The 23,348-nt window shown below is 72.3% G+C and carries 19 protein-coding genes and 1 pseudogene; 11 read left to right on the forward strand and 9 right to left on the reverse strand.

What is annotated here, in order from left to right; all coding sequences use genetic code 11:
- Position 1: 1 nt before the first annotated feature.
- Positions 2-3,886 (reverse strand): annotated as a pseudogene (hrpA, locus tag ACS3YM_RS13895) (ATP-dependent RNA helicase HrpA); the annotation flags it as partial.
- Positions 3,887-4,041: 155 nt separating this feature from the next.
- Complete coding sequence (locus tag ACS3YM_RS13900) at positions 4,042-4,491, reverse strand: hypothetical protein (RefSeq protein WP_439937022.1); 450 nt, start codon at positions 4,489-4,491, stop codon at positions 4,042-4,044.
- Between the two features lie 153 nt (positions 4,492-4,644).
- Here ACS3YM_RS13900 and ACS3YM_RS13905 point away from each other — a divergent pair, with 153 nt between their 5' ends.
- The 6 genes from ACS3YM_RS13905 to ACS3YM_RS13930 all read left to right on the forward strand — a co-directional run bounded on the left by ACS3YM_RS13905 (position 4,645) and on the right by ACS3YM_RS13930 (position 10,130).
- Positions 4,645-5,052, forward strand: a complete 408-nt coding sequence (locus ACS3YM_RS13905; RefSeq protein ID WP_439937023.1) for a YciI family protein — start codon at positions 4,645-4,647, stop codon at positions 5,050-5,052.
- A gap of 8 nt (positions 5,053-5,060) precedes the next feature.
- Positions 5,061-6,215, forward strand: coding sequence for an RNA polymerase sigma factor (locus ACS3YM_RS13910; RefSeq protein WP_439939892.1), 1,155 nt, complete (start codon positions 5,061-5,063; stop codon positions 6,213-6,215).
- Positions 6,216-6,266: 51 nt separating this feature from the next.
- Positions 6,267-6,983 carry a response regulator transcription factor gene (locus ACS3YM_RS13915; RefSeq protein ID WP_439937024.1) on the forward strand — a complete coding sequence of 239 codons (717 nt, stop codon included), beginning with the start codon at positions 6,267-6,269 and terminating at the stop codon, positions 6,981-6,983.
- Entirely contained in the window at positions 6,980-8,428 is a 1,449-nt protein-coding gene (locus tag ACS3YM_RS13920; RefSeq protein WP_439937025.1) for a sensor histidine kinase, read from the forward strand. Before ACS3YM_RS13915 ends, ACS3YM_RS13920 begins: the two co-directional genes overlap by 4 nt.
- 2 nt (positions 8,429-8,430) lie before the next feature.
- The gene (locus ACS3YM_RS13925; RefSeq protein WP_439939893.1) at positions 8,431-9,258 is read left to right on the forward strand and encodes an SDR family NAD(P)-dependent oxidoreductase; all 828 of its coding nucleotides are present in this window, start codon (positions 8,431-8,433) and stop codon (positions 9,256-9,258) included.
- Between the two features lie 287 nt (positions 9,259-9,545).
- Positions 9,546-10,130 (forward strand): DUF402 domain-containing protein, encoded by a 585-nt coding sequence (locus ACS3YM_RS13930; protein ID WP_439937026.1) that lies wholly within the window; start codon positions 9,546-9,548, stop codon positions 10,128-10,130.
- Here ACS3YM_RS13930 and ACS3YM_RS13935 read toward each other — a convergent pair.
- The gene (locus ACS3YM_RS13935; RefSeq protein ID WP_439937027.1) at positions 10,102-11,514 is read right to left on the reverse strand and encodes a threonine/serine ThrE exporter family protein; all 1,413 of its coding nucleotides are present in this window, start codon (positions 11,512-11,514) and stop codon (positions 10,102-10,104) included. The two genes, ACS3YM_RS13930 and ACS3YM_RS13935, sit on opposite strands and share 29 nt — an antisense overlap.
- 79 nt (positions 11,515-11,593) lie before the next feature.
- On the opposite strand from ACS3YM_RS13935, the gene ACS3YM_RS13940 reads away from it, so the two are divergent.
- The gene (locus ACS3YM_RS13940; RefSeq protein WP_439937028.1) at positions 11,594-12,724 is read left to right on the forward strand and encodes a glutamate--cysteine ligase; all 1,131 of its coding nucleotides are present in this window, start codon (positions 11,594-11,596) and stop codon (positions 12,722-12,724) included.
- A gap of 96 nt (positions 12,725-12,820) precedes the next feature.
- A complete protein-coding gene (locus tag ACS3YM_RS13945; protein ID WP_439937029.1) occupies positions 12,821-14,224 on the forward strand; it encodes a WS/DGAT/MGAT family O-acyltransferase in 1,404 nt (467 codons plus the stop codon).
- Positions 14,225-14,291: 67 nt separating this feature from the next.
- On the opposite strand, the gene ACS3YM_RS13950 is transcribed toward ACS3YM_RS13945, so the two are convergent.
- A complete protein-coding gene (locus ACS3YM_RS13950; protein ID WP_439937030.1) occupies positions 14,292-15,494 on the reverse strand; it encodes a site-specific DNA-methyltransferase in 1,203 nt (400 codons plus the stop codon).
- Positions 15,495-15,568: 74 nt separating this feature from the next.
- Here ACS3YM_RS13950 and ACS3YM_RS13955 point away from each other — a divergent pair, with 74 nt between their 5' ends.
- Positions 15,569-16,981 carry a phosphodiester glycosidase family protein gene (locus tag ACS3YM_RS13955; protein ID WP_439937031.1) on the forward strand — a complete coding sequence of 471 codons (1,413 nt, stop codon included), beginning with the start codon at positions 15,569-15,571 and terminating at the stop codon, positions 16,979-16,981.
- A 1-nt stretch (position 16,982) separates the two neighbouring features.
- Here the strand turns inward: ACS3YM_RS13955 and ACS3YM_RS13960 are convergent, their stop codons facing one another.
- A complete protein-coding gene (locus tag ACS3YM_RS13960; RefSeq protein ID WP_439937032.1) occupies positions 16,983-18,416 on the reverse strand; it encodes a metallophosphoesterase in 1,434 nt (477 codons plus the stop codon).
- Positions 18,417-18,509: 93 nt separating this feature from the next.
- The gene (locus ACS3YM_RS13965) at positions 18,510-19,115 is read right to left on the reverse strand and encodes a hypothetical protein (RefSeq protein WP_439937033.1); all 606 of its coding nucleotides are present in this window, start codon (positions 19,113-19,115) and stop codon (positions 18,510-18,512) included.
- A 71-nt stretch (positions 19,116-19,186) separates the two neighbouring features.
- On the opposite strand from ACS3YM_RS13965, the gene ACS3YM_RS13970 reads away from it, so the two are divergent.
- Together ACS3YM_RS13970 and ACS3YM_RS13975 are read left to right on the forward strand one after the other, a co-directional pair.
- Positions 19,187-20,176 (forward strand): GTP pyrophosphokinase, encoded by a 990-nt coding sequence (locus ACS3YM_RS13970; protein WP_439937034.1) that lies wholly within the window; start codon positions 19,187-19,189, stop codon positions 20,174-20,176.
- A 35-nt stretch (positions 20,177-20,211) separates the two neighbouring features.
- Positions 20,212-21,351, forward strand: a complete 1,140-nt coding sequence (locus ACS3YM_RS13975; protein ID WP_439937035.1) for a calcium:proton antiporter — start codon at positions 20,212-20,214, stop codon at positions 21,349-21,351.
- A 231-nt stretch (positions 21,352-21,582) separates the two neighbouring features.
- Here ACS3YM_RS13975 and ACS3YM_RS13980 read toward each other — a convergent pair whose 3' ends face one another.
- From ACS3YM_RS13980 to ACS3YM_RS13990, 3 genes are read right to left on the reverse strand one after another with little or no spacing between them, the layout of a single operon-like run.
- Complete coding sequence (locus ACS3YM_RS13980) at positions 21,583-22,389, reverse strand: ABC transporter substrate-binding protein (protein ID WP_439937036.1); 807 nt, start codon at positions 22,387-22,389, stop codon at positions 21,583-21,585.
- A 4-nt stretch (positions 22,390-22,393) separates the two neighbouring features.
- Positions 22,394-23,023 (reverse strand): GTP-binding protein, encoded by a 630-nt coding sequence (locus ACS3YM_RS13985; protein WP_439937037.1) that lies wholly within the window; start codon positions 23,021-23,023, stop codon positions 22,394-22,396.
- Complete coding sequence (locus ACS3YM_RS13990; RefSeq protein WP_439937038.1) at positions 22,971-23,339, reverse strand: DUF742 domain-containing protein; 369 nt, start codon at positions 23,337-23,339, stop codon at positions 22,971-22,973. The genes ACS3YM_RS13985 and ACS3YM_RS13990 overlap by 53 nt, the downstream gene beginning before the upstream one ends.
- Between the last annotated feature and the right edge of the window lie 9 nt (positions 23,340-23,348).

Consider the following 23,348-nt stretch of genomic DNA (forward strand, 5'->3'; position numbering starts at 1 on the left):
GCTAGTGCGCCCCTGCGGCGCGGGCCATCACCTTGCGGATGCGCTGGTCGCTGACCTTCGTGGCCGTGCCCAGCTGCTGGGCGAAGAGGGAGACGCGGTACTCCTCGAGCAGCCACCGCGACTCACGCAGGTGCTCCGGCAGCGGCTGGCCGTCCGGGAGCGCGGCGACCGCGTGGAGCCAGGCCTCCTGCAGCCCGGACAGCTGGTCCATCAGCTGGCGGTCGCGCGCGACCTGGGCGTCGAGGCGCTCACGGCGGTGCGTGACGGCCGCGAGGTAGCGCGGGTAGTCGCGCAGCCGCGAGGTGCCGGCCTCGCCGACGAAGCCGGGCGCCATGAGGCGGCTCACCTGGCCGCGCATGTCCGTGAGCGCGGGGAGCGTCATCAGGTCGGCGCGGCCGGAGATCGCCTTGTCGGTGCTGCGCCACGCCTCCAGCACCCGCATCACGTCGTGCACCGCGGCGCTGAGCCCGGTCGCGACGGCGTCGCGCGCGGCCGCGACCACGACGTCGTACGACGCCTCGTCACGCACCGTCGGACGCGCGTCGACGACCTCGCCGACGACCGCGGCCCGCAGGTCGGCGAGCAGGTCGCCCACGGAGGGGTAGGGCGAGCCGACGAGGGCGAGCTTGGCGCGCTGGTCGAGGCCGGCCGCGGCCAGCACGTCGTCCACCGACGGCGCCGGGCCGAGCGCCAGGAGCACCAGGCGGCGTACGCCGAGGCGGTGGTGCGCGGCGGCCTCCTCGGCCGTCGCGAGCACGCGCAGGCCCACGGTCGCGCCCTCGTCGACGAGGGCCGGGAAGCCCCGGACCTCGTGGCCGGCACGGCGCTGGACGAAGGACTCCTCGATCGTGCCGAAGGTCCAGCTGGTGGCTCCGGTCGCGGTGACGCCCGAGTCGGCGGCGACGTCGGCCATGGCCTGCTCGAAGGTGGGACGCAGCGGCTCCTTCAGCGCGTCGAGGTCCTTGCCCCGGCCGGCCTCAGCGCCCTCCTCGGTCAGCACGCGGTAGGTCGGCTGCAGGTGCGCCGGGACCTTGCTCCAGTCCCACGCTTCGCGGTCGATCACCAGGCTCCGGGTGCTGCGGGCGAAGCGCTCGAGCGCGTCGAGCAGGGGCTCCGCGCCCGGCGGGGTCGCGGCGAGGAACTCGCGCGCGGTGTTGGGGGCGGGCACCATCGCGATGCGCAGGTTCTTGGGCAGCGAGCGGATCAGCTCGGTCACGAGCTCCTCGCGCAGGCCGGGGACCAGCCAGGAGAAGTCGTCGGCCTCGATGCGGTTGAGGGTCGCGACCGGGACGTCGATGGTGAGGCCGTCGTCTGCGGAGCCGGGCTCGAAGTGGTAGCTGATCGGGAAGGTGAGGCCGGCCTCGTCGGAGTCCTGCCACTGCGTGGGGAAGTCGTTGGCGCGCACCTGGTCGGCGGTCTCGTGGGTGAGCATCGCCGGGTCGAAGGTGAGCAGGTCGGGGCGCTTCTGCCGCGCCCGCTTCCACCACTGGTCGAAGTGCTGGCCGCTCACGACCTCGGCACCCACGCGGGCGTCGTAGAAGTCGAAGAGCGTCTCCTCGTCGACGACGATGTCGCGCCGGCGGGCCCGGTGCTCGAGCTCCTCGGCCTCCTCCAACAGCCGGGTGTTCTCGGCGAGGAACCGGTGGCGCGAGTCCCACTCGCGCTGCACCAGCGCGTGGCGGATGAAGAGCTCCCGGGCGAGCGCCGGGTCGACCTTGCCGTAGGACACGAGCCGGTCGGCCACCAGCGGGACGCCGTACAGCGTGACGCGCTCGCGCGCCATCACCGCGGCGCGCTTGCGCGACCAGTGCGGCTCGGAGTAGGTGCGCTTGACCAGGTGGGCGCCCAGCCGCTCGGCCCACTCGGGGTTGATCGCTGCGTTCTGCCGGGCCCAGAGCCGGGAGGTCTCGACCAGCTCGGCGCTCATCAGGAAGCCGGGGTTGCGGCCCTTGAGCACGCTTCCGGGGAAGATCGCGAAGCGGGCGTTGCGGGCGCCGAGGTACTCGCGCATCGGCTTGCGCTCCCCCGGCTTGCCCTTCTCGCGCTCCTCGAGCGCGCCGATGTGGCTGAGCAGGCCGGACAGCAGGGCCTGGTGGATGCCGTCGTCGTCGGGCAGGTCGGAGGGCTGCCCGACGGCGAGACCCATCTCCTTGCACACCTGTCGCAGCTGGGACTCGTAGTCCTGCCACTCGCGGATGCGCATGTAGTTGAGGTGCTCGCGCTTGCACATCCGGCGGAAGGCGCTCGACGAGAGCTCCTTCTGCTGCTCCTTGATGTGCCGCCACAGGTTGAGCCAGGTGAGGAAGTCGCTGGACTCGTGCTTGAAGCGGGCGTGCAGCTGGTCGGCCTGCGCGCGCTGCTCCTCCGGACGCTCGCGCGGGTCCTGGATCGAGAGCGCGGCGGCGATGACGAGGACGTCGCGCACGCAGCCGAGGCGCTCGGCCTCGAGGATCATCCGGCCCAGCCGCGGGTCGATCGGGAGGCGGGCGAGACGTCGACCGACGTTCGTCAGCCGCGGACCCTGGGGCTTCCCCTGACCCCCGCGGGACGTCATACGGTCGGGGCGAGCGGTTGCCCCCTCCGTATGACTGTGCGCGGGGGGCTCGGCCGTGGAGACCGCGCCGAGCTCCTCGAGCAGGTCGGTGCCGGCCTTGACGTTGCGGCGGTCGGGCGGCTCGACGAAGGGGAAGCGGGCGATGTCCCCGAGGCGCAGCGAGGCCATCTGGAGGATGACGCTGGCCAGGTTGGTGCGCAGGATCTCGGGGTCGGTGAACTCGGGCCGCGCCTCGAAGTCCTCTTCCGAGTAGAGCCGGATCGCGATGCCCTCGGACACGCGCCCACACCGGCCGGAGCGCTGGTTGGCCGAGGCCTGGCTGATCGGCTCGATGGGCAGCCGCTGCACCTTGGTCCGCACGGAGTAGCGGCTGATGCGTGCGACGCCGGTGTCGACGACGTACCTGATGCCGGGCACGGTCAGTGACGTCTCGGCGACGTTGGTGGCCAGGACGACGCGGCGCACCGTCGACGGGTGGCTGGAGAAGACCCGGTGCTGGTCGGCGGCGCTGAGGCGGGAGTAGAGCGGCACGATCTCGAGGCGGTCGCTCTTCAACGAGTCGAAGGCGTCCGCCGTGTCGCGGATCTCGCGCTCGCCGGGCAGGAAGACGAGCACGTCGCCGGGCCCCTCGGCGGACAGCTCGCGGACCGCGTCGAGGATCGCCTCGGTCTGGTCGCGCTGGACCGGCTCGCCCTCCTCGTCGTTCTCGGGCAGCTCGAGCAGGGGGCGGTAGCGGACCTCGACGGGATACGTACGACCCGAGACCTCGACCACCGGGGCCCGGAAGTGCGCGGCGAAGCGCTCCACGTCGATGGTGGCGCTGGTGATGATGACCTTGAGGTCCGGCCGGCGCGGCAGCAGCCGCCTGAGGTAGCCGAGCAGGAAGTCGATGTTGAGGCTTCGCTCGTGGGCCTCGTCGATGATGATCGTGTCGTACTTGCGCAGGTCGCGGTCGCGCTGGAGCTCGGCCAGCAGGATGCCGTCTGTCATGAGCTTGATCCGGCTGGCCTTCGACGTCCGGTCGGTGAACCGGACCTGGTAGCCGACGACGTCACCGAGCTCGGTGCCGAGCTCCTCGGCGATCCGCTCCGCCACCGACCGCGCGGCGATCCGGCGGGGCTGGGTGTGCCCGATGAGCCCGCCGCCGTTGTCGCGGCCCGCGCCTCGGCCGAGCTCGAGGCAGATCTTGGGCAGCTGGGTGGTCTTCCCCGAGCCGGTCTCGCCCGCGACGATCACGACCTGGTGGTCGCGGATGGCCGCAGCGATGTCGTCACGGCGCGCGGAGACCGGAAGCTCGGCGGGATAGGAGATCTTCACAACGGGCGCCATTCTCGCCCACGGCGGCAACCCGGTTTCCCGCAGGACCTCCGCCGCTGCATTTCCACTCGAGCGAGTGGAACTTCAGGCGATGACGAGCGCGTTCACGCTCAGCTCCCGATGGACTTCCACTCGTGCGAGTGGAAATCCATCAACGGGGACCGGACGAGTCAGCTCGAGCTCGAGTCGTCGTCCTCGTCGGGCGGCGTCGTGGGCTGGAGCTGGCCGGGCACGCGTCCCGGGCCGCCGAAGCCCGGGCCCCGGTCGTCGCCGCCGCCGAGGTCGCGACCCGCCGGGCCGTGGCGCTCGCCCCAGCCGGGCCCGTCGCGGTGGTCGTCGGTCACGGCCTGCACCGCCGCCAGCCCGACGCCGCCGACGATCACTCCGGCCAGCGCCGAGGCGACGAGGGCGGCCATGCCGAACGACCGGTCGCCGCCCTCGGAGCGGCGCACTGTGCGGAGGCGCTCGCGGAACCCGCGGCGACCTGCCGCAGGCGCCGGGGCCGGCTCGGGACCACCCGCAGGAGCACCGGCCCCCGGTGCGGGCGGCAGCGTGGCGCCCGGGCGTACCGGCTGGGTCTCGTCGTCGGGCTGGGGGTCGGGGCGCTTGTCGTCGGTCATGGAGCGATCGTGCGCGCGGTGCCTGTGCGCGACCTGTGACCCGTCCCTGAGATCGCCCAGACTTCCTCGCCCCTGGATGTCGAGAACCCGCGGCCGGCTCCGTCCCCGGGGTGGACGCGGCCACAATGGGCCGCACCTGACAAGGAGGCCGAGATGCCGAAGTACCTCTTGCTCAAGCACTACCGAGGCGCCCCCGCCGGGGTCAACGACGTCCCGATGGACCAGTGGACGCCCGGGGAGGTCGACGACCACATCCAGTACATGGACGACTTCGCCGACCGGCTGCGGGAGACCGGCGAGTTCGTCGACGGACAGGCGCTTGCCCCCGAGGGCATGTGGGTCCGTCACGACGGTCCCGGCAGGCCGCCGGCGGTGGACGGCCCGTTCGCCGAGACCAAGGACCTCATCGCCGGGTGGATGGTGATCGACGTCGAGTCGCAGGACCGGGCGATCGAGCTCGCCGGTGAGCTCTCCGCCGCCCCGGGCCATGGTGGCAAGCCGATCCACGAGTGGCTCGAGGTGCGGCCGTTCCTGCAGCACCACTCCGAGACCATCGAGTGAGCCACCTCGTGGACGAGGCGGTCCTGCGCGGCGTCGTGCCCCAGGTCATCGCGATCCTCGTCCGTCGCGGAGCCGACTTCGCGACGGCCGAGGACGCGGTGCAGGACGCCCTCGTCGAGGCCCTGCGGTCGTGGCCCGACGCACCGCCGCGCGACCCGAAAGGCTGGTTGGTGACGGTCGCGTGGCGGCGGTTCCTCGACGTCGTACGCTCCGACACCGCGCGGCAGCGGCGGGAGCTCGCGGTCGACGGCGAGCCGGGGCCGGGGCCGACCGAGGCCGCCGACGACACCCTGCGCGTGTTCTTCCTCTGCGCGCACCCGGCGCTGTCGCCGACGTCCGCCGTCGCCCTGACGCTGCGCGCGGTGGCCGGCCTCACGACGCGACAGGTCGCCGACGCCTACCTGGTGCCCGAGGCGACGATGGCGCAGCGGATCAGCCGGGCCAAACGCACCGTGGCCGGGCAGTCGTTCGACCGGCCCGGCGACCTCGACACGGTGCGACGGGTGCTCTACCTCGTCTTCAACGAGGGCTACACCGGCGACGTCGACCTCGCGGCCGAGGCGATCCGGCTCACCCGCGAGCTCGCCCGCCTCAGCGTCGATGACGAGACCAGCGAGGAGACCGACGGCCTCCTCGCGCTGATGCTCCTCCACCACGCCCGACGACCGGCGCGGACCCGCGCGGACGGCAGCCTGGTGCCGCTGGCCGAGCAGGACCGCAGCCTGTGGGACACCGACCTCATCGAGGAGGGCGTGCGGATCCTGCAGGCGGCGCTGGCCCGCGGGCGGCGCGGCGAGCTCCAGCTGCAGGCCGCGATCGCCGCCCTCCACGCCGACGCCCGCACCGCCGAGGAGACCGACTGGGTGCAGGTCGTGGCGTGGTACGACGAGCTGCTGGCGCTGACCGACAGCCCGGTCGTGCGGCTCAACCGCGCCGTCGCCGTGGGTGAGGCGGACGGCGCCCGGGCCGGGCTCGCCGCGCTCGCCGAGGTCGACCCCGGGCTGCCCCGCCACCGGGCGGCAGCGGCGTACCTCACCGAGAAGGACGGCGACCTCGCGACGGCGGCACGCCTCTACGCCGAGGCAGCCGCGCTCGCGACCAACCTCGCCGAGCGGACCCACCTCACCAAGCAGGCGGGCCGGCTCCACCAGAGGCTGCCCTGAGGACAGGATCCTCACAGCAATCCCACAGGAATCCCCGGCAGGATGCTGCCCATGCAGCAGCTCACCCGCCCCGACGGGTCTCCCGTCCGCGTGCTCGTCGTCGACGACGAGGTCAACATCGCCGAGCTCCTCGCGATGGCGCTGCGCTACGAGGGCTGGGACCTCCAGATGGCCCACAGCGGCCGGGACGCCGTCGCCACGGCGCGCGACTTCCGCCCCGACGCGGTGGTGCTCGACATCATGCTGCCCGACTTCGACGGCCTCGAGGTGCTGCGCCGGATGCGCGCCGACGGCAACGACGTGCCCGTCCTCTTCCTCACCGCCAAGGACGCGGTGGAGGACCGGATCGCCGGGCTGACCGCCGGCGGCGACGACTACGTCACCAAGCCGTTCTCGCTCGAGGAGGTCGTCGCGCGGCTGCGCGGGCTGATCCGTCGCGGCGGCACCGCGGCCCAGGCCGACGCCCGCAACGTGCTCGTGGTCGGCGACCTCACCCTCGACGAGGACAGCCACGAGGTGCACCGCGGCGGCGACGAGATCAGCCTGACCGCGACCGAGTTCGAGCTGTTGCGCTTCCTCATGCGCAACCCGCGCCGCGTGCTCAGCAAGGCGCAGATCCTCGACCGCGTGTGGCAGTACGACTTCGGCGGGCAGGCCAACGTGGTGGAGCTCTACATCTCCTACCTCCGCAAGAAGGTCGACGCCGGGCGCGAGCCGATGATCCACACCATGCGCGGCGCGGGCTACGTCCTGAAGCCGGCGCCGTGAGTGGGCTGCGCCCTCGCTCCCTGACCCTCACCGCCCGCCTCGTGGCGGTGGTCGTGGTGCTGGTCGCGGTGTCTGCGCTGCTGATCGGCACCGCCACGACGCTGGCCATGCAGCACAACCTGGACCAGCGCCTCGACGCCGACGTGCGCGATGCCGCGCGCTTCGCCGTCGGCCCGCGCCGGCCGGATCGCGACGGCGACGACTTCGGTCCCGGCCAGCAGTTCGGGTCGCTGGAGGCCTACTACCCCGACTCCGGTCAGCCCTGGGGCCTCGTGCTCTCGGAGCAGGAGGGCGAGGGATTCTCCGCCTCGACGGCCCTCGACGAGGCCCAGCTCGGCGCGCTGGACGGCCTCGGCGCGGACCGCGACCCGCAGACCGTCGACCTCCCCGACCTCGGCAGCTACCGGGTCCTGGTGACCGACGTGCCCGGCGGGACCGTGGTCGCCGGGCTCCCTCGCAGCGAGGTGCGCGAGACGGTCGAGCGGCTCGTCCAGCTCGAGCTGCTGGCCAGCCTGCTCGGCGTGCTCGCCGCGGCCGGGGTGGGCACCTGGGTCGTACGCCGCCAGCTGGCGCCGCTGCGCGAGGTCGCGGCCACCGCCCACCGGGTCGCCGAGCTCCCGCTGGCCTCCGGCGACATCCAGATCGCCGAGCGGGTCCCCGCGCGGCTCACCGACGAGGGCACCGAGGTCGGCCAGGTGGGGTCGGCGCTCAACACGATGCTCGACCACGTCGAGGCGTCGCTGGCCACGCGGCACCGCAGCGAGCAGCAGGTGCGGCAGTTCGTCGCCGACGCCTCCCACGAGCTGCGCACGCCGCTGGCCACCATCGCCGGCTACACCGAGCTCGCCCGCCACCGCCCGGAGACGGCGGGCACCGCCCTCGCCAAGGTCGAGACCGAGTCGGCACGGATGACGGCGCTGGTCGAGGACCTGCTCCTGCTGGCGCGGCTCGACGCGGGCCGACCGCTCGACCGCAGGCAGGTCGACCTCTCCCGGCTGCTGCTCGAGGCCGTCGACGACGCCCGGGTGGTCGACCGCGAGCGCTCCTGGCGGCTCGCGCTGCCCGACGAGCCGATCACCGTCACCGGCGACGCGGCCCGGCTGCACCAGGTGGTGACCAACCTGCTGACCAACGCGAGGAAGTACAGCCCCGCCGGCAGCACGATCACCGTCACCGGCACGCCACGGGGCTTCACCGTCCACGACGACGGCCCCGGCTTCCCCGCGGACCTCGCGCCGCGCGCCTTCGAACGCTTCGTCCGGGGCGACGCCGCCCGCACGCGGGCCGGCGGCGCGGGCCTCGGGCTCGCGCTCGTCCGGGCGATCGTCGAGGCGCACGGCGGCACCGTGGCGCTGGCGAGCTCGCCGGGCGACACGAGCATCACGGTCCGTCTCCCAGCGGCACCTGTCCAGGACGGTAACTCCGAGTTACAGTCTCGCGCATGAGCCTGAGATCCGTCGCAGACAAGGTCGTCGTCATCACCGGCGCCGGCTCCGGCATCGGCCGGGCGCTGGCCGTCCGCGCTGCCCGCGGCGGCGCCCTGCTCGCGCTGTCCGACTGGGACGCCGAGGGCCTCGCCGGGACCGTGCGGCTCGTGGAGCACGCCGGCGCGGCCAAGGTGCGCCACGACGTGGTCGACGTCTCCGACCGCGACGCCGTACGCCAGTGGGCGGCTTGGGTCGTCGAGGAATTCGGGCGCGTGAACCTGGTGTTCAACAACGCCGGGGTGACGGCCACCGGCGACTTCACCGACCTGACCTACGACGACCTCGACTGGATCGTCGGCATCAACTTCTGGGGCGTCGTCTACGGCTCGAAGGAGTTCCTCCCCCACCTGATCGCCTCCGGCGACGGCGCCCTGGTCAACATCTCCTCGCTCTTCGGCCTCGTCTCGGTGCCGGGACAGTCGGCCTACAACGCCACCAAGTACGCCGTTCGCGGGCTCACCGAGGCCATCCGCGAGGAGATGCTGGTCGCCGGGCACCCGGTCACCGTGACGTGCGTGCACCCGGGCGGCATCAAGACAGGGATCAGCCGCCACGGTCGCAAGGCCGCGGGCCTCGACGGTGCCCGGATCGACGCGCTCTTCGAGAAGAAGCTCGCGAAGATGTCGCCCGACCGCGCCGCCGCGATCATCCTCGACGGCGCGCTGGCCGGGAAGGCGCGCGTGCTCGTCGGCCTCGACGCCCACGTGATCCACCAGTTCGCCCGGCTCGCCGGCGCGCGCTACCAGGACGTCGTCGCCCGGGTCGCCTCCCGCATGCCCCTCCGCTGACCGGGCAGTTCCTCGCGCTGCACGGCGCCGAGCGGGCAGTTCCTCGCGCTGCACGGCGCCGAGCGGGCAGTTCCTCGCGCTGCACGGCGCCGAGCGGGCAGTTCCTCGCGCTGTGTCCCACTCCTCAGCGTGAGCAAGTGCCCGGTCGACGTTCCTCAGCGCGAGCAAGTGCCCGGTCGACGCTCCTCAGCGCGAGGAAGTGCCCGGTCGACGCTCCTCAGCGCGAGCAAGTGCCCGGTCGACGCTCCTCAGCGCGAGGAAGTGCCCGGTGACCTAGGGTCGGGAGCGTGAGCACGCACGCCCCGGGCACCCCGATCCGCTGCGAGATGTCGAAGTGGGGCGACCGGCCGCACTGGCGGTTCGAGGGGATCCACCTCGGGTCCGACGAGCACGGCGAGTGGCTCGGGTTCCCGGCGGGCACCCACAACCGCCGCCCCGGCTACGAGTTCCACTCCGAGGTCGACTGCGTGACATTGGTGCCTGCGGGTGGCTGGTACGCCGCCACCTTCCACGCGCCCGGCATCTGGTGCGACCTCTACATCGACGTCACCACGCCCGGGGAGTGGCACGGCGACGTGCTCCGCGCCGTCGACCTCGACCTCGACGTGATCCGGATGTCCGCCGAGCCGTCGACGTCGACGCGGTCCGCCCCGCAGAACCTGTCCGCCGGCCCCGGCGAGACGTTCGTCGACGACGAGGACGAGTTCGCCGAGCACCAGGTCGCCTTCGGCTACCCCGCCGAGGTGGTCGGCGCCGCGCAGGCCAGCTGCGACGAGCTCGTCGCGGCCGTCCGCGCCGGCCTCCCGCCGTACGACGGAGCGCACCGGCGCTGGCTGGACGAGCTCACTCGCCTGACGCCGTCGTCCTCCTGAGCGCGCGCCGCTCCGCGCGGGTCATGGCGCGGAACGGGCCGACCAGGCGGGGGCCGGCCAGCCGGTTCTCCAGCTTGCGGGCCTCCCGCTTCAGCGGCTGGGCGACGTACTCCCCCAGGATCACGCCCGACGCCAGTGCGATCGCGACCGAGATCGCGGTCATCAGCGCGAGGATCCCCTGGGAGACGAGGTAGCCGCCGTCTGCCAGCCACGTGAGGCCGCGGTAGATCGATAGGCCGGGCAGGAACGGCACGATCGCCGGCACCGCCACCACGAGCGGCGGCACCCGCACCCGCCCCGCGACGGCATAGGCCACGAGGCCGATGAAGAACGCCGCCGCACCTGCGGCGGCCGCCCGGCCGAAGCCGTTGACCGAGACGGTCTGCGAGATGAGGGCCGCGATCGCGGTGATCACGGCGATCGGCAGGACGGCCCGGCGCGGGGCGTAGCAGGCCACGCTGAAGGCGGCCGACGACACGGCCGCACCCGCGAGGATGGCGGGCAGGTCGGAGTAGTCGCCGATCTGCCCGGGCACGAGCCGGCTGAGCTGGAGGCCGACGCCGTTGGCCACCGAGATGCCGAGCGCGACGCCCGCGATGATGCCGGCGGTCGCCATCATCGCCTCGATCAGCCGGGCGCTGGAGGTGAGGTAGAAGCCGGTGAGCGCGTCCTGCACGGCGCCCATCAGGCCGATGCCGGCGAGGAGCATGATGATGTTGGCGGTCACGACCAGCGACGGGTCGACGTCGATCGGGGTCGCGGCGACCCCCGCCGCCAGCAGCGTGGCGATCGCGCCCCCGGCCACCTGGAGGTAGAAGAACGGCAGCCGCCTCCGGGCCAGCACGATCTGCACCCGGTCGATCAGCGCGGCCGCCAGCGCGGCCACGGCCGACACCACGACGCCACCACCGAGGAACACGCCGACCGCCGCGGCCATCACCGCCCAGGTGAGCGTGACCGCCCACCGGGGGAAGGCGTGCCCCAGCGAGATGATCGTGGCCATCCGTGAGCGGGCGAGGAAGAGGTCGGCCTGGTCGGTGAGGATGTCGCGGACCAGGTGGTCGACCGCGGTGAGGTCCTCGTAGTCGATGTCGCGCTGCTGGACGTGGCGCAGCATCAGCATCGGCACGTCGTCGAGCGCGCGCTGGTAGCTCATCGACAGGGCCGTGAAGGTCACGTCGATCTCGGCGTGGCGCAGGCCGAGGTGGTCGGCCACCGAGCGCATCGTCGCCGTCACGTCGGCCGCGCCGGCGCCGGAGGACAGCAGCATCTCGCCGATCCTCAGGCACAGATCCATCGTCAGGTGGATCTCCCGCGTCCGCTCGGCGGCGGCCTGCTCCTCGCTGCTGCCCTCACCGGAGGTGAGCCCGTGCTGCTGGTCCACGCGGCCATGCTCGCACCGGTCGTGCATCCGTCGACACAGGGGTGATCCTCTCCCGTGTGCCGCTCCCTAGAGTGAGGTCATGCGCATCGACTTCCACGCGTCGCCGAAGCCGACGCTCGGCGTGGAGTGGGAGTTCGCCCTCGTCGACCGGGTCAGCCGCGACCTCGTGAGCGTCGCCTCCGAGGTGCACGAGCTGGCCGGCGGCCGGATGGACACGCCCGAGCGGCTGCACAAGGAGCTGCTGCGCAACACCGTGGAGGTGGTGACCGGCATCTGCGACACCGTCGGGGAGGCCACGCACGACCTGCGCGAGACCCTCGCCGTCGTCGCGCCCGCTGCCGCCGAGCTCGGCGTCGACCTCCTCGGTGCCGGCTCGCACCCCTTCGCCGACTGGTCCCACCAGCAGCTCACCGAGGGCCACCGCTACGAGGAGCTGATCAACCGCACCCAGTGGTGGGGTCGGCAGATGCTGATCTGGGGCGTCCACGTCCACGTCGGCATGCCCGAGCGCGACCGCGTGATGCCGGTCCTGGCCTCGATGCTGACGACCTACCCCCACCTGCTGGCGCTCTCGGCGAGCTCACCGATCTGGGCCGGCCAGGACACCGGCTACGCCTCCAACCGGTCGTTGATGTTCCAGCAGCTCCCCACGGCCGGCCTGCCGTTCACCTTCGACACCTGGGCCGAGTTCGAGAAGTGCATCGAGGACCAGACGACGACGGGGATCATCGAGTCGATGTCCGACATCCGCTGGGACCTGCGCCCGGCGCCGCGCCTCGGCACGCTGGAGAACCGGGTCTGCGACGGGATGTCCGACCTCGCGGAGGTCGCGGCCGTGACCGCCCTCGTCCACTGCCTCGTCGTCGACCTCGACACCCGCCTCGCCGCGGGCGAGACGCTGCCGACGCTGCCGCCGTGGCAGGTGCAGGAGAACAAGTGGCGTGCCGCGCGCTACGGCCTCGACGCGATCGTCATCCTCGACGACAGCAACCGTGAGCGGCTCGTCACCGAGGACCTCGACGACCTCCTGGAGAGGCTGACGCCCGTCGCCCGGCGCCTCGGCTGCGAGTCCGAGCTGCGGACCGTCGCCGACATCCCGCGGCGCGGGGCGTCGTACCAGCGGCAGCGGGCGGTCGCCCGCGAGTCCGGTGGCGACCTGGTCGCGGTCGTCGACGCGCTCGTCGCCGAGCTCGCCCACTCGCTGTCCTGAGGCCCGACCGACCACGTCACACGCCTGACCCTTGTGGTGGCCGACCTCCGGACGAGAGGATGCCCGGACCTTCCAGCCCGGGAACGAGGACTACCAGTGGTCAACCCGATCGATCCGACTGCGACCGGGTTCCTGCTCGCCGAGAACCGCCAGATGCCGATGCACGTCGGCGGGCTCCAGCTCTTCGAGAAGCCGGAGGGCGCCGGGCGCAGCTACGTGCGCGAGATGTACGAGCAGATGCGCGACGTCGACGAGATCGCCCCGCTCTTCCTCAAGCACCCGCACCGCTCCGCGCGTACGGCGGGCCAGCTGGTGTGGCAGCCCGACGAGCACTTCGACATCGAGCACCACGTCCGGCACAGCGCGCTGCCCAAGCCCGGCCGCATCCGCGAGCTGCTGGAGCTGTGCTCGCGGCTGCACAGCACCCGCCTCGCGTGGGAGCGGCCGCTGTGGGAGGCCCACGTCATCGAGGGCCTGCGCGACGGCCGGGTGGCGATGTACACCAAGACCCACCACGCCCTCGTCGACGGCGTCTCCGCGATGCGCCTGCTGGCCAGCGTGCTGTCCACCGACCCCGACGAGCGCGACATGCCCGCGCCCTGGGCGAAGCGCCCGTCCCGGCCGCGCGCCGTCGAGCCCAGTGACGGCCCGTCCCTCGTCGACGTCTCGGCCGCCACCGTGCGTACGGCGCTCGCAATCGCGTCCGAGGCCGCCGGGATGCCCGGCGCGCTGATCCGCACCCTCAACAAGAGCGTGCGCAACGAGACGTCCGCGCTCTCGCTCTACGCCCCGCGCACGATGCTCAACCAGAACATCACCGGCTCACGTCGCTTCGCCGCCCAGGACTGGCCCGTCGAGCGGCTGCGCGGCGTCGGCAAGGCCACCGGCACCACCATCAACGACGTCGTGCTGGCGATGGTCAGCGGCGCGATGCGCACCTACCTCGCCGAGCTCGACGCCCTGCCCGAGACGACGCTGGTCTCGATGGTCCCGGTGGGCCTCAACGCCAAGCAGTCGCAGCTCGCCTCTTCCGACGGCGGCAACGCGGTCGGTGCCGTGATGGTGCAGCTCGGCACCCACCTGCCCGACCCGGCCGACCGGCTGGCGGCGATCCACCGATCCATGCTCGACGGCAAGGAGGGGCTCTCGGCGATGACGCCGACGCAGATCCTCGCGATGAGCGCGCTGGGCCAGGCTCCGGCCATCCTCGGCCCGATCTTCCGGATGCAGGGCATCGTGCGACCGCCCTACAACCTGATCGTCAGCAACGTCCCCGGCCCGCGCACGACCCACTACTGGAACGGCGCCAAGCTCACGGGCACCTACCCCCTCTCGATCCCGATCAACGGGATGGCGCTCAACATCACCTGCACGTCCTACGACGGCAAGATGTGCTTCGGCCTCACCGGCTGCCGTCGCACCGTCCCGCACCTGCAGGTGCTGCTGCAGCACCTCGACGACGAGCTCGCGGCCCTGGAGAGGGCCGCTGGGGTCGGCTGACGCGATCACCGGGTACCCGGTGATCGCTGAGGTTCTCGACCGTTGCAACGGGCGATAACCCGAGGAGTCACCGGGTACCCGGTGTTTCCAGCACGTCCAGCCCGCCGCCGACCTGCTCGGCGACCGCGGCCAGCCGGGCGCGGGTGATGTCGGCGACGGTCGCCAGGCCCGCGAGCCGGGCGTTGGACCCCTCGCGGGTCGGCTCGGTCGAGTTGATGCTGATGCAGCGGCGACTGCCGCCGTCGGCGACGTTGGCGAGCGCCACCGCGTGACCGGTGGTGCCGCTGCCGGCGAACGGGTCGAGCACCACGACGTCGTCGGGCAGGGTCGCGAGGATCCGGCGCACCAGCCCGGTGGGCTTCGGCGACTCGAAGACGTGGCCGAGCAGCGCCTTGAGCTCGGCGACCGCGGTGTCGGTCGAGCCGATCTCCTCGGCCAGCCAGATGGTGCGGAGCTTCTTGCGGCGCCCGCCCTCGCGGTGCAGCCAGTCGCGCTGGAAGATGTCGGCCCGCTCGCCGGTGCGCCCGCGGATCACCCGGCACTCGAGGTCGTCGGGCCGCTCGTCCACCCGGGGTCGCGACCAGCGCCACACCGCCGGGCGACCGTCGCCGAAGACGGGCGTGAGGGCCTGGCTGCCGGGGAACTCGGCGGTCGCGACGCGACCGGTCACCGGGTCGCCGTGGAGCGCGAAGTGCAGGGTCGGCGCGGTGAGCGGGTTGAACTTCTTGTTGGTGTTGCGCAGCGGCAGGTAGCGGAAGCGGCGGCCGTCGGGGCTGGTCAGCGGGAAGTCGGCCTCGTCGACGGACTCGGTCGTGCTGCCGTCGACCGCGCAGGTCGGCAGGTGCCGGGCGTAGGCCAGGACGTACTCGTGGCTGGTGGCGAACCCGCGCCCGAGCTGGCGGCCCTTGGGGTTGAGGTTGACCACGATCTGCGCGAGGAAGTTGGCCTCGCCGAACACCTCGTCCATCAGCAGCCGCAGGTGGGCCGCCTCGTTGTCGTCGATGCTGACGAACACCGCACCGTGGGGCGCGAGCACCTCTCGTACGGCCTCGAGCCGCGGCCGCATCATCGCGGTCCAGGCGGCGTGCCGGCCGGCGTACGGGTCGGCGTGCGAGTCGTCGCGGAAGCGGTCGGCGTAGGCGAAGTCGTTGCCGGTGTTGTAGGGCGGGTCGGTGTAGACGAGGTCCACCGAGCCCGGCGCGAGCCGCGGCAGCACGTCGAGGTTGTCCCCCGCGATGAAGGTGTTCCACGGGGTCGGCTCGGCGGGCACGGGTCGCAGCCTAGCCCCGACCCGCTGATCCCAATTTTCCCACCAGTCCCACCACGTCCTTTACTGTGGAGCGCGTGCCTGTCTTCACGAGCCGCCCCGCCCTCCCCCAGCTGACGCGTGCCCGCGCGCTCACGGTCGCCACGGCGGGGGTGCTCGTCGCCGGCCTGGCAGTCGCCCCGTCGGTCGCGGACGACGGAGGCACCGGCGCGGACGCCACCTCCGCCCGCGCCTCCGGCTCCACCTCAGGAGCGAAGGGCTACCGCGGCCGCAACCAGACCTCGGACGGCAAGCCCGGCGTCGTCGTCGGCCCGCCGGTCAACCTGCGCGGACGCGCGGCCCAGGTCAAGAACGACGTCAGCTACGAGATCGCGCCGGGCGTCGTCCTGCGCGAGTGGGACCAGGTCGACGGGCGCCAGCCGGTCGGACAGGTCCGGATGAACCTGGTCACCGTCAACCTCGACGCGGCGAACATCAGCTTCGAGGAGCTCTCGCCCACCTACGTCACCAGCCGGCGCAAGGTCAGCCAGTACGGCCGCTGGAACAGCGCCCTGACCACGGTCAACGGCGACTTCTTCGACATCGGCCGCACCGACTCGCCCCTGGGCGTCACCATCAACCGCGAGCACGGCGTCCTCGGCGGGTCCCGCGACGGCTGGATCCCGGGCGTGAACTCCACGCTGTGGTTCGACGACGCCGGCCCGCACGTGAGCCCGCTGAGCGTGCAGTACACGATCCGCCAGCGCCGCCAGTGGACCGTCAGCGGCATCAACCACTACCGGGTGCCGGCCGGCCAGATCGGCGTCTACACCTCCGACTGGCACCGCACCGAGGGCTACCAGGTCACCGGCGGCAAGAAGCGGGCGCGCGAGGTCGTGCTCCGCAAGAACCGGGTCATCTCCAACCGTCCCAAGCTGTCCGACGGTCGCAAGATCAAGAAGAGGGACCGGGTGCTGATCGGCGTCGGCCGCGCCGCCGGCCAGCTCAAGACGCTCAAGCGCGGCAAGAAGATCACGCTGTCCCAGCGCATCGAGGGCGGCAAGCCGACCGTCGCGATCAGCGGCGACCGCCCCCTCCTCGTCAACGGCGTACGCACCGTCATCAACAACACGATCGCGCACCCGCGCACCGCCGTCGGCATCGACGCCGACGGCCGCAAGCTGCTCATCCTCGTCGTGGACGGACGTTCGACGGTGAGCCGCGGCTACACGATGGTCGAGCTCGCCGACATCATGACCGCGCTCGGCGCGGAGAACGCGATCAACCTCGACGGGGGCGGGTCGTCGGCGATGTACTCGCGCAACGGCACCGGCGCGATGGCGATCGTCAACGAGCCCTCCGACGGCAACGAGCGCTCGGTGGCCAACGCCTTCGGCGTCGTCTACCACGCCGAGCTGCCGCCGGTGGTCCCGATCCTGCCGACGCCGACGCCGACGCCGCCCGTGGCGCCCACGCCTCCCCCCGAGCCGACCCCGATGACTGCTCCCTGACCTAGCGCTCGCAGTTCCGCTCGCGCTCGGCGGTGCAACGGTCGCGTCCGGCCCCGCCGGACGCCGAGTCCCGGCCGCCGCCGCCCAGGAGGCGGTCCTTGCCGGCGCCACCGACCAAGAGGTCGCGGCCACCGCCGCCGCGGAGCACGTCGTCACCACCGTTGCCGGCGACGGCGTCGTCGCCCCGACCACCCTTGACGACGTCGTGGCCGCCGCCGCCCGAGACCGTGACCGCGCGGGACGAGGTGATGCACACCAGGTCGTTGCCGCCCCGGGCCAGCACCTTCCGCGACCTCCCCGACACGATGACGTCGTCGCCCGCGGTCCCGACCATCTTCGTCTTCGAGCCGACCTGGGTGGCGACGCGGCCCTGGCACGTCTGGTCCGCCACGGGGACGGGTGCGCCGGGCGGCGTGCCGGGAGGCGGGGGTGCCGCCGGTGACAGCCCGCCGCCGGTGCACGAGCCCGTGCCGGAGTCGGTGAACGTGCTCCCGGCGATCGGCAGGAAGGACCAGTCGTAGGTGCCCCGCCCCAGCGTGAGCCTCAGCACGCCGAACGTCGTCGCGTCGCGCACCTGGCTGTCCGGCTCGGCCTTGTGGAAGCTGCTCAGCTCCTCGCCGCCCGTGCCGACGGTGAACTGGCGGATCCCCTTGCCGGGGTCGGCGGCTCCGGACGCGTCCTGGGCCGCGAACCGCTCGTAGACGTGCTCGTGCCCGTTGATGACCACCTCGGCCCCGTCGTCGTACAACGCCTTCCAGAACGCGCGGGACGACGCGGCGCTCGCCGGAGGCGTCGTGCCGTACGTCGAGCTGAAGCGCGGGTGGTGCCACATCGCGAGGGTGCAGGCGCGCTTGCTGGCCGCGAGGTCCGCCCGCAGCCACTGCTCCTGCGGCGACCCGGCCCCGCACCCACCCACGAAGGCGCAGTTGCTGTTGAGCACGACCACGTGCCAGTCGGTCCCGACGTCGTAGCTGTACCAGCCCTCGCTGGGGTTTCCGGCGGCGGCGCCGAAGTAGGCGAAGTACGCCGCGGCGCCCGGGGTGTTGTAGTCGTGGTTGCCGGCCACGGGACGCGTCCGGTCCTTGAAGGCGCCCCACGTGGGGCCGTAGCAGTTGGCGAAGTCGGCGGTGGTGCCGTCGGGGTAGGCGTTGTCACCCAGGGTGAACACGGTGCCGGGCGTGGCGTTGACCAGGGCCGCGGTCGCGCTGTCGAAGCTGCCCTTGCACTCCGCGATGTCCCCGGCCCCGACCAGCACCGCGTCACCCTCGGCCCTGAGCTGCTGGACGGCGTCGCGCTGGTCGGTGCCCGGAGCCGCCTGGGTCGGCGGTGCGCCGCTCCACGCGAGGAGCAGCAGCGCCACGAGGGCCAACGAGGGGTGCCTCGCCGTCCGGACGAGCCTGATGCCGCGTGCGGAGGAAACCTGTGTGTTCGCCATGAGGGTGCTCCCTGCGGTGCCGGCCGAACAGACGGACGTCTGTTCACGGTAAGGCGGGCCGCGGGGCCCCGCTACCCCCGATCGGGGGGTTGCTCAGGCGTCGGGCGCGGCGAAGACGACGACGTAGGTCATCGGCGCCAGGCACTGGATGGTGCTCTTGGGCATCTGCGGCACGACCTCGAAGCCGGCCTCCCCCGCGTCGATCGCCACGCTCCGCGGTCCCTCGCACCCGACGGCGACGACGGCGCCGTAGGGGGTGGCGCCGGGCGCGGCCTCCGCCACGTCGGCCACGGTCGCCCTCACCGTGTCGCCGAAGCCACCCTCGAGCTGGCCGACGAAGTCGGAGACGGCCCCGTCGGTGTCGAGGGCGAACGCCAGAGTGGACGCGGACCCGCCGCCCTCGGTGGCGTGCACCACCGTGGCCTCGGTGACCCCGGCCGACCCGGTCGCGGGGATCGTCGTCCGGCCGCCCTCCCCGGTCTCCGGAGCAGGGCTCGTCTCGGTGGGCGTCTCCGAGGTGGGCTCGTCCGACGGGGAGGGAGTGCTCGAGGCCGACGGGTCGGTGGCGGTGTCAGTGGCGGTGTCGTCGCCGCAAGCCGCGAGGCTCGTCGCCAGGACCAGCCCGGTGACGAGGGCCGTGAGGGACCTGGTCCCGCGGGCGCCCGAGCGGCGCGGGGAGGACGTCTTCGGAGTAGTCATGGTTGTTCGACGATAGCCAACGTGCGCCGGCTCCCCCGTCAGGCTCGTCGTCTTCTGGCAGGCTGGGGGCCATGAGTGAGGAGCCGGTGCGTGAGGCCGTACGTGCCTATGCCGCCCGGCAGCCGCAGCTCGCAGCCGCGACGGCGGGCTACGTCACGTTGATCCGCACCCTGCTCGACGACGCCGGCATCGACTACCTCAGCGTCACGGGCCGCACCAAGAGCGTCGCGTCGTTCGCCGCCAAGGCCAACCGCGTCGAGGGAGCCGGCCTGCTCTACCCCGACCCGCTCGAGCAGATCACCGACCAGATCGGCGTCCGCGTGATCACCTACGTCCACAGCGACGTGGCGGCCGTGGCCGAGCTGCTGGCCGACGAGCTCACCGTCCTCGACGACCGCGACCTGGGCGAGGAGACCGCACGGTCGGGGCGCTTCGGCTACGCCAGCCGCCACCTGCTCGTGCAGGTACCGGACGACGAGCCGGCCGGGCACGAGGAGCTCGCCGGCGAGCGCGCGAGCGTGCAGGTGCGCACCGTGCTGCAGCACGCGTGGGCGGAGTTCGAGCACGACATCCGCTACAAGGGCAACGTGCCCGAGGACGCGGCGGCCGACCTCGACCGCCGCTTCACCCTCGCGGCCGGGCTCATCGAGCTCGCCGACCGCGAGTTCGCCACGATCCGCGAGCGGATCCAGGCGGCCGCGCCCGGCAGCCCGACCGAGGCCGAGGCCGACCACATCGTCGGCCAGGAGCTCGCCACCTTCCTGGCCGGCCACTACAGCGACGCGGGCTGGTCGCACACCGACCACTACGACTGGATCGCCGACCTCCTCGCCCAGCTCGGGATCGACACGATCGACGACCTCGCCGACCTGCTCACCTCGGTGGACGCCGACGCCGTGATCCGGCGGATGGGCTACCGCTACCCCGCCGGCGCCGTACGCCGCCTCGACGACGCGCTGCTCGCGATCTTCGGCGAGCAGTACGTCACCCTGACCGGCAACAGCCACCGGGTGCCGCTGCTGCGGGCGCGGCTGGAGAAGCTCTCGACGCCCGAAGGCTGAGATCCGCGCTCAGGCACGCCCCCTAGGGTTGCCGCATGAGCCGGCCGTCGTGGACAACAGCTGCCCCCCTGCTGGCCATCGTGGCCGTCGTCCCTGCCTGGTTCGCCCACCCCGAGGGGGCCGTGGTCCTGGGCCTCCTGGCCGTGCTCCTGGTCAGCGCCGTCCTCGCCGCCGTCCACCACGCGGAGGTCGTCGCCCACCGGGTGGGTGAGCCCTACGGGTCGCTGGTGCTCGCCGTCGCGGTCACGATCATCGAGGTCGGGCTGATCGTCACCTTGATGGTGACCACCGACAAGGACACGTCAGGGCTGGCCCGCGACACCGTCTTCGCCGCGGTGATGATCACCGTCAACGGCATCGTCGGCATCTCGCTCCTGGTCGGCGCGCTCAAGCACCACCTCGCGGTCTTCAACCCCGAAGGCACCGGCGCGGCGCTGGCCACCGTGATCACGCTGGCCGTCGTGTGCCTGGTGCTCCCGTCGGTGACCGTCTCGGAGCCCGGGCCGGTCTTCACGGGCGCTCAGCTCGCCTTCGCAGCGGTCGCCTCCCTGGTGCTCTACGGCATGTTCGTCTTCACCCAGACGATCCGGCACCGCGACTTCTTCCTCCCGGTCACCCACGGCCAGCACTCGCCCGTGGTCACGTCCGCCGGCGGGGGCGACTCCTTCGAGCACGAGCCCGTCGACGTCGACGAGGACGGTCACGCCGACCCGCCGACCGACCGCGCGGCCTACGCGAGCCTGGGCCTGCTCGTGGTCTCCCTCGTGGCCGTCGTCGGCCTGGCCAAGATCGAGTCGCCCGCCATCGAGTCCGGCGTGGCCGCGCTCGGCTTCCCGCAGGCCGTCGTCGCCGTCGTGATCGCCCTGCTGGTGCTCGCGCCCGAGACCATCGCCGCGGTCCGCGCCGCCGCCCGCAACCGGGTGCAGGTCAGCCTCAACCTGGCCCTCGGCTCGGCCATGGCCTCCATCGGCCTGACCATCCCCGCCATCGCCATCGCCAGCATCTGGCTGGAGGGTCCTCTGGAGCTGGGGCTCGACCAGCTGCAGTCGGTCCTGCTCCTCCTCACCGCCGCGGTCGCGATCCTGACCGTCGTCCCGGGGCGGGCCAAGCCCCTGCAGGGCGGCGTACACCTCGTCCTGCTGGCGGCCTTCCTCTTCCTCACCATCGCGCCGTAGGGCCGCCGCGTCCTGCCGCGCCGTCCCGTGAGGGTGGCGGCAAACGACAGGTCCGCCTCGAGGGTGGCGGCATACGACAAGTCCGCCTCGACGGTGGCGGCATACGACAGGTCGGGCGGCCGTTTGGATGTCACATGCCGCCACGGTCGGACCCGTGCATGTCGTATGCCGCCACCCCGAAATGCGGCAACGCCGACCCGATGTCCCGGGTCGGCGTCGCAGCGCGGCAGATCAGCCGAAGTACTTCGCGTAGATCTCGTCGTAGCTGCCGTTCTCGCGCAGGTCGGCGAGGGTGCCGTTGATCCGGCGCAGGAGCGGGATGTTGCCGTCCTTCTTCACCGCCATGCCGTACTGCTCACCGGTGTCGAACTCCCGGGCCAGCTTGAGCTTGGGGTTGTCGGAGACGAACTGCCCGGACACGGTGTTGTCGAGCATCGCGGCGTCGAGCTCGCCGGCCTCGAGCGCGGCCTGCAGGCCCGCGGCGTCGTCGTACGCGGTGACGAGGGTGCCGTCGGGTGCGAAGTCGCTCAGGTAGGTCTCGCCGGTGGTGTCCTTCTGGACGCCGACCCGCTTGCCGTCGAGCTCCGCGATCTGGTCCAGGCCCGAGCCGCGCGGCGTGATGAGCGCCTGCGCTGCGTCGAAGTAGGGGCTGGAGAAGTCGAGGACGCGGGCGCGCTCGCCGGTGATGGTCATCGCCGAGATCGCCACGTCGCACACGTCGTTGTTGAGCGCGTCACCGGAGGTGATGTCGTCGAAGGCCGAGTCGATCACGTCGAGGTCCACCTCCAGGTCGTCGGCGACCTTCTGGATGAGGTCGATGTCGAACCCGGTCGGCTTGCCGTTCTCCTCGTACTCGAACGGCGCGTAGGGCATGTCGGTGCACACGGTCAGGGCGCCCTTGAAGACCAGCGACACCTCGGTGAGGGCGTCGGTGGACTCCCCGCTGGCGCTGCCACCACAGGCGCTCAGCGTGGCCATGAGGGCCACGGAGGAGAGGACGGCCGCGGCCGCGCGGGCCGGGCTGGGACGACGGGTCATGGCACTAGTTCGCATTCACGGTGAGCGACTCACGAAGTCGCATGAGGGCGTATTCGGTGATCTTCACGAGCGCACCCTTGGCCTGCTCGCGGTCGCGAGCGTCGAGGCTGATGATCGGCACCTCCGGCGGCAGGGCCAGCGCGGCGGCGATCTCCTCGGTGGGGTAGCGCGGCACGCCGTCGAACTCGTTGACGGCGACGATGAACGGGATGCCCTTGGACTCGAAGTAGTCGAGCGGCGAGAACGACTCGTCGAGCCGGGCCACGTCGACCAGCACGATGGCGCCGATGGCGCCACGGCACAGGTCGTCCCACATGAACCAGAAACGACGCTGGCCCGGCGTACCGAAGAGGTAGAGGACCAGGTCCTCGGCCAGGGTGAGTCGGCCGAAGTCCATGGCCACCGTCGTGGTGGCCTTGGTGGGCACGGCGGCGAGATCGTCGACGCCCTCGGACTCGTTGGTGACGAGTGCCTCGGTTCGCAGCGGGTCGATCTCCGAGACGGCGCCGACGAGCGTCGACTTGCCGACGCCGAAGCCGCCGGCAATGACGATCTTCGTCGACGCAGCCGCACGCTGTGCCTTAGTAGTTTCGAAGTCCACGGAGGGTCCTTTCGATGAGCTCGAGACGCTCATCTGTCGACGTCTTGTCGGTGATGGTGGCCTGGATCCGGATCAGGCCCTGCTCGATCAGGTCACCCAGCAGCACCCGGGTGACGCCGATCGGCATCTTGGTCAGTGCCGACACCTCGGCGACGGAACGCCGATCGCAGACCTCGAGAACCTGCGCGGCAGAAGGGCTGAGGACGGGCGCCTCCGCACCAGCTTGGAGGCGGAGAGTCGCCTCCATGGCCAGATCGACAGTGGTTGCCGTCCGACCTGCGGTGATGGTGTAAGAGCGGATGAGGCGAGGACGGTAGGCCTCTTCCTCCGGCTCATGTGGCGGCGTCACGGCGGTGGT

It is taken from the genome of Nocardioides sp. N13(2025) (assembly GCF_051912545.1).
In the GTDB taxonomy this organism is placed as follows: domain Bacteria; phylum Actinomycetota; class Actinomycetes; order Propionibacteriales; family Nocardioidaceae; genus Nocardioides.

Coding starts and splice junctions, on each gene's coding strand:
- ACS3YM_RS13900 (WP_439937022.1), bottom strand. CDS start 4,491: ATGACCGACGACAAGCGCCCCGACCCCCAGCCCGACGACGAGACCCAG.
- ACS3YM_RS13905 (WP_439937023.1), top strand. CDS start 4,645: ATGCCGAAGTACCTCTTGCTCAAGCACTACCGAGGCGCCCCCGCCGGG.
- ACS3YM_RS13915 (WP_439937024.1), top strand. CDS start 6,267: ATGCAGCAGCTCACCCGCCCCGACGGGTCTCCCGTCCGCGTGCTCGTC.
- ACS3YM_RS13940 (WP_439937028.1), top strand. CDS start 11,594: ATGCGCATCGACTTCCACGCGTCGCCGAAGCCGACGCTCGGCGTGGAG.
- ACS3YM_RS13960 (WP_439937032.1), bottom strand. CDS start 18,416: ATGGCGAACACACAGGTTTCCTCCGCACGCGGCATCAGGCTCGTCCGG.
- ACS3YM_RS13965 (WP_439937033.1), bottom strand. CDS start 19,115: ATGACTACTCCGAAGACGTCCTCCCCGCGCCGCTCGGGCGCCCGCGGG.
- ACS3YM_RS13970 (WP_439937034.1), top strand. CDS start 19,187: ATGAGTGAGGAGCCGGTGCGTGAGGCCGTACGTGCCTATGCCGCCCGG.
- ACS3YM_RS13975 (WP_439937035.1), top strand. CDS start 20,212: ATGAGCCGGCCGTCGTGGACAACAGCTGCCCCCCTGCTGGCCATCGTG.
- ACS3YM_RS13980 (WP_439937036.1), bottom strand. CDS start 22,389: ATGACCCGTCGTCCCAGCCCGGCCCGCGCGGCCGCGGCCGTCCTCTCC.
- ACS3YM_RS13985 (WP_439937037.1), bottom strand. CDS start 23,023: ATGAGCGTCTCGAGCTCATCGAAAGGACCCTCCGTGGACTTCGAAACT.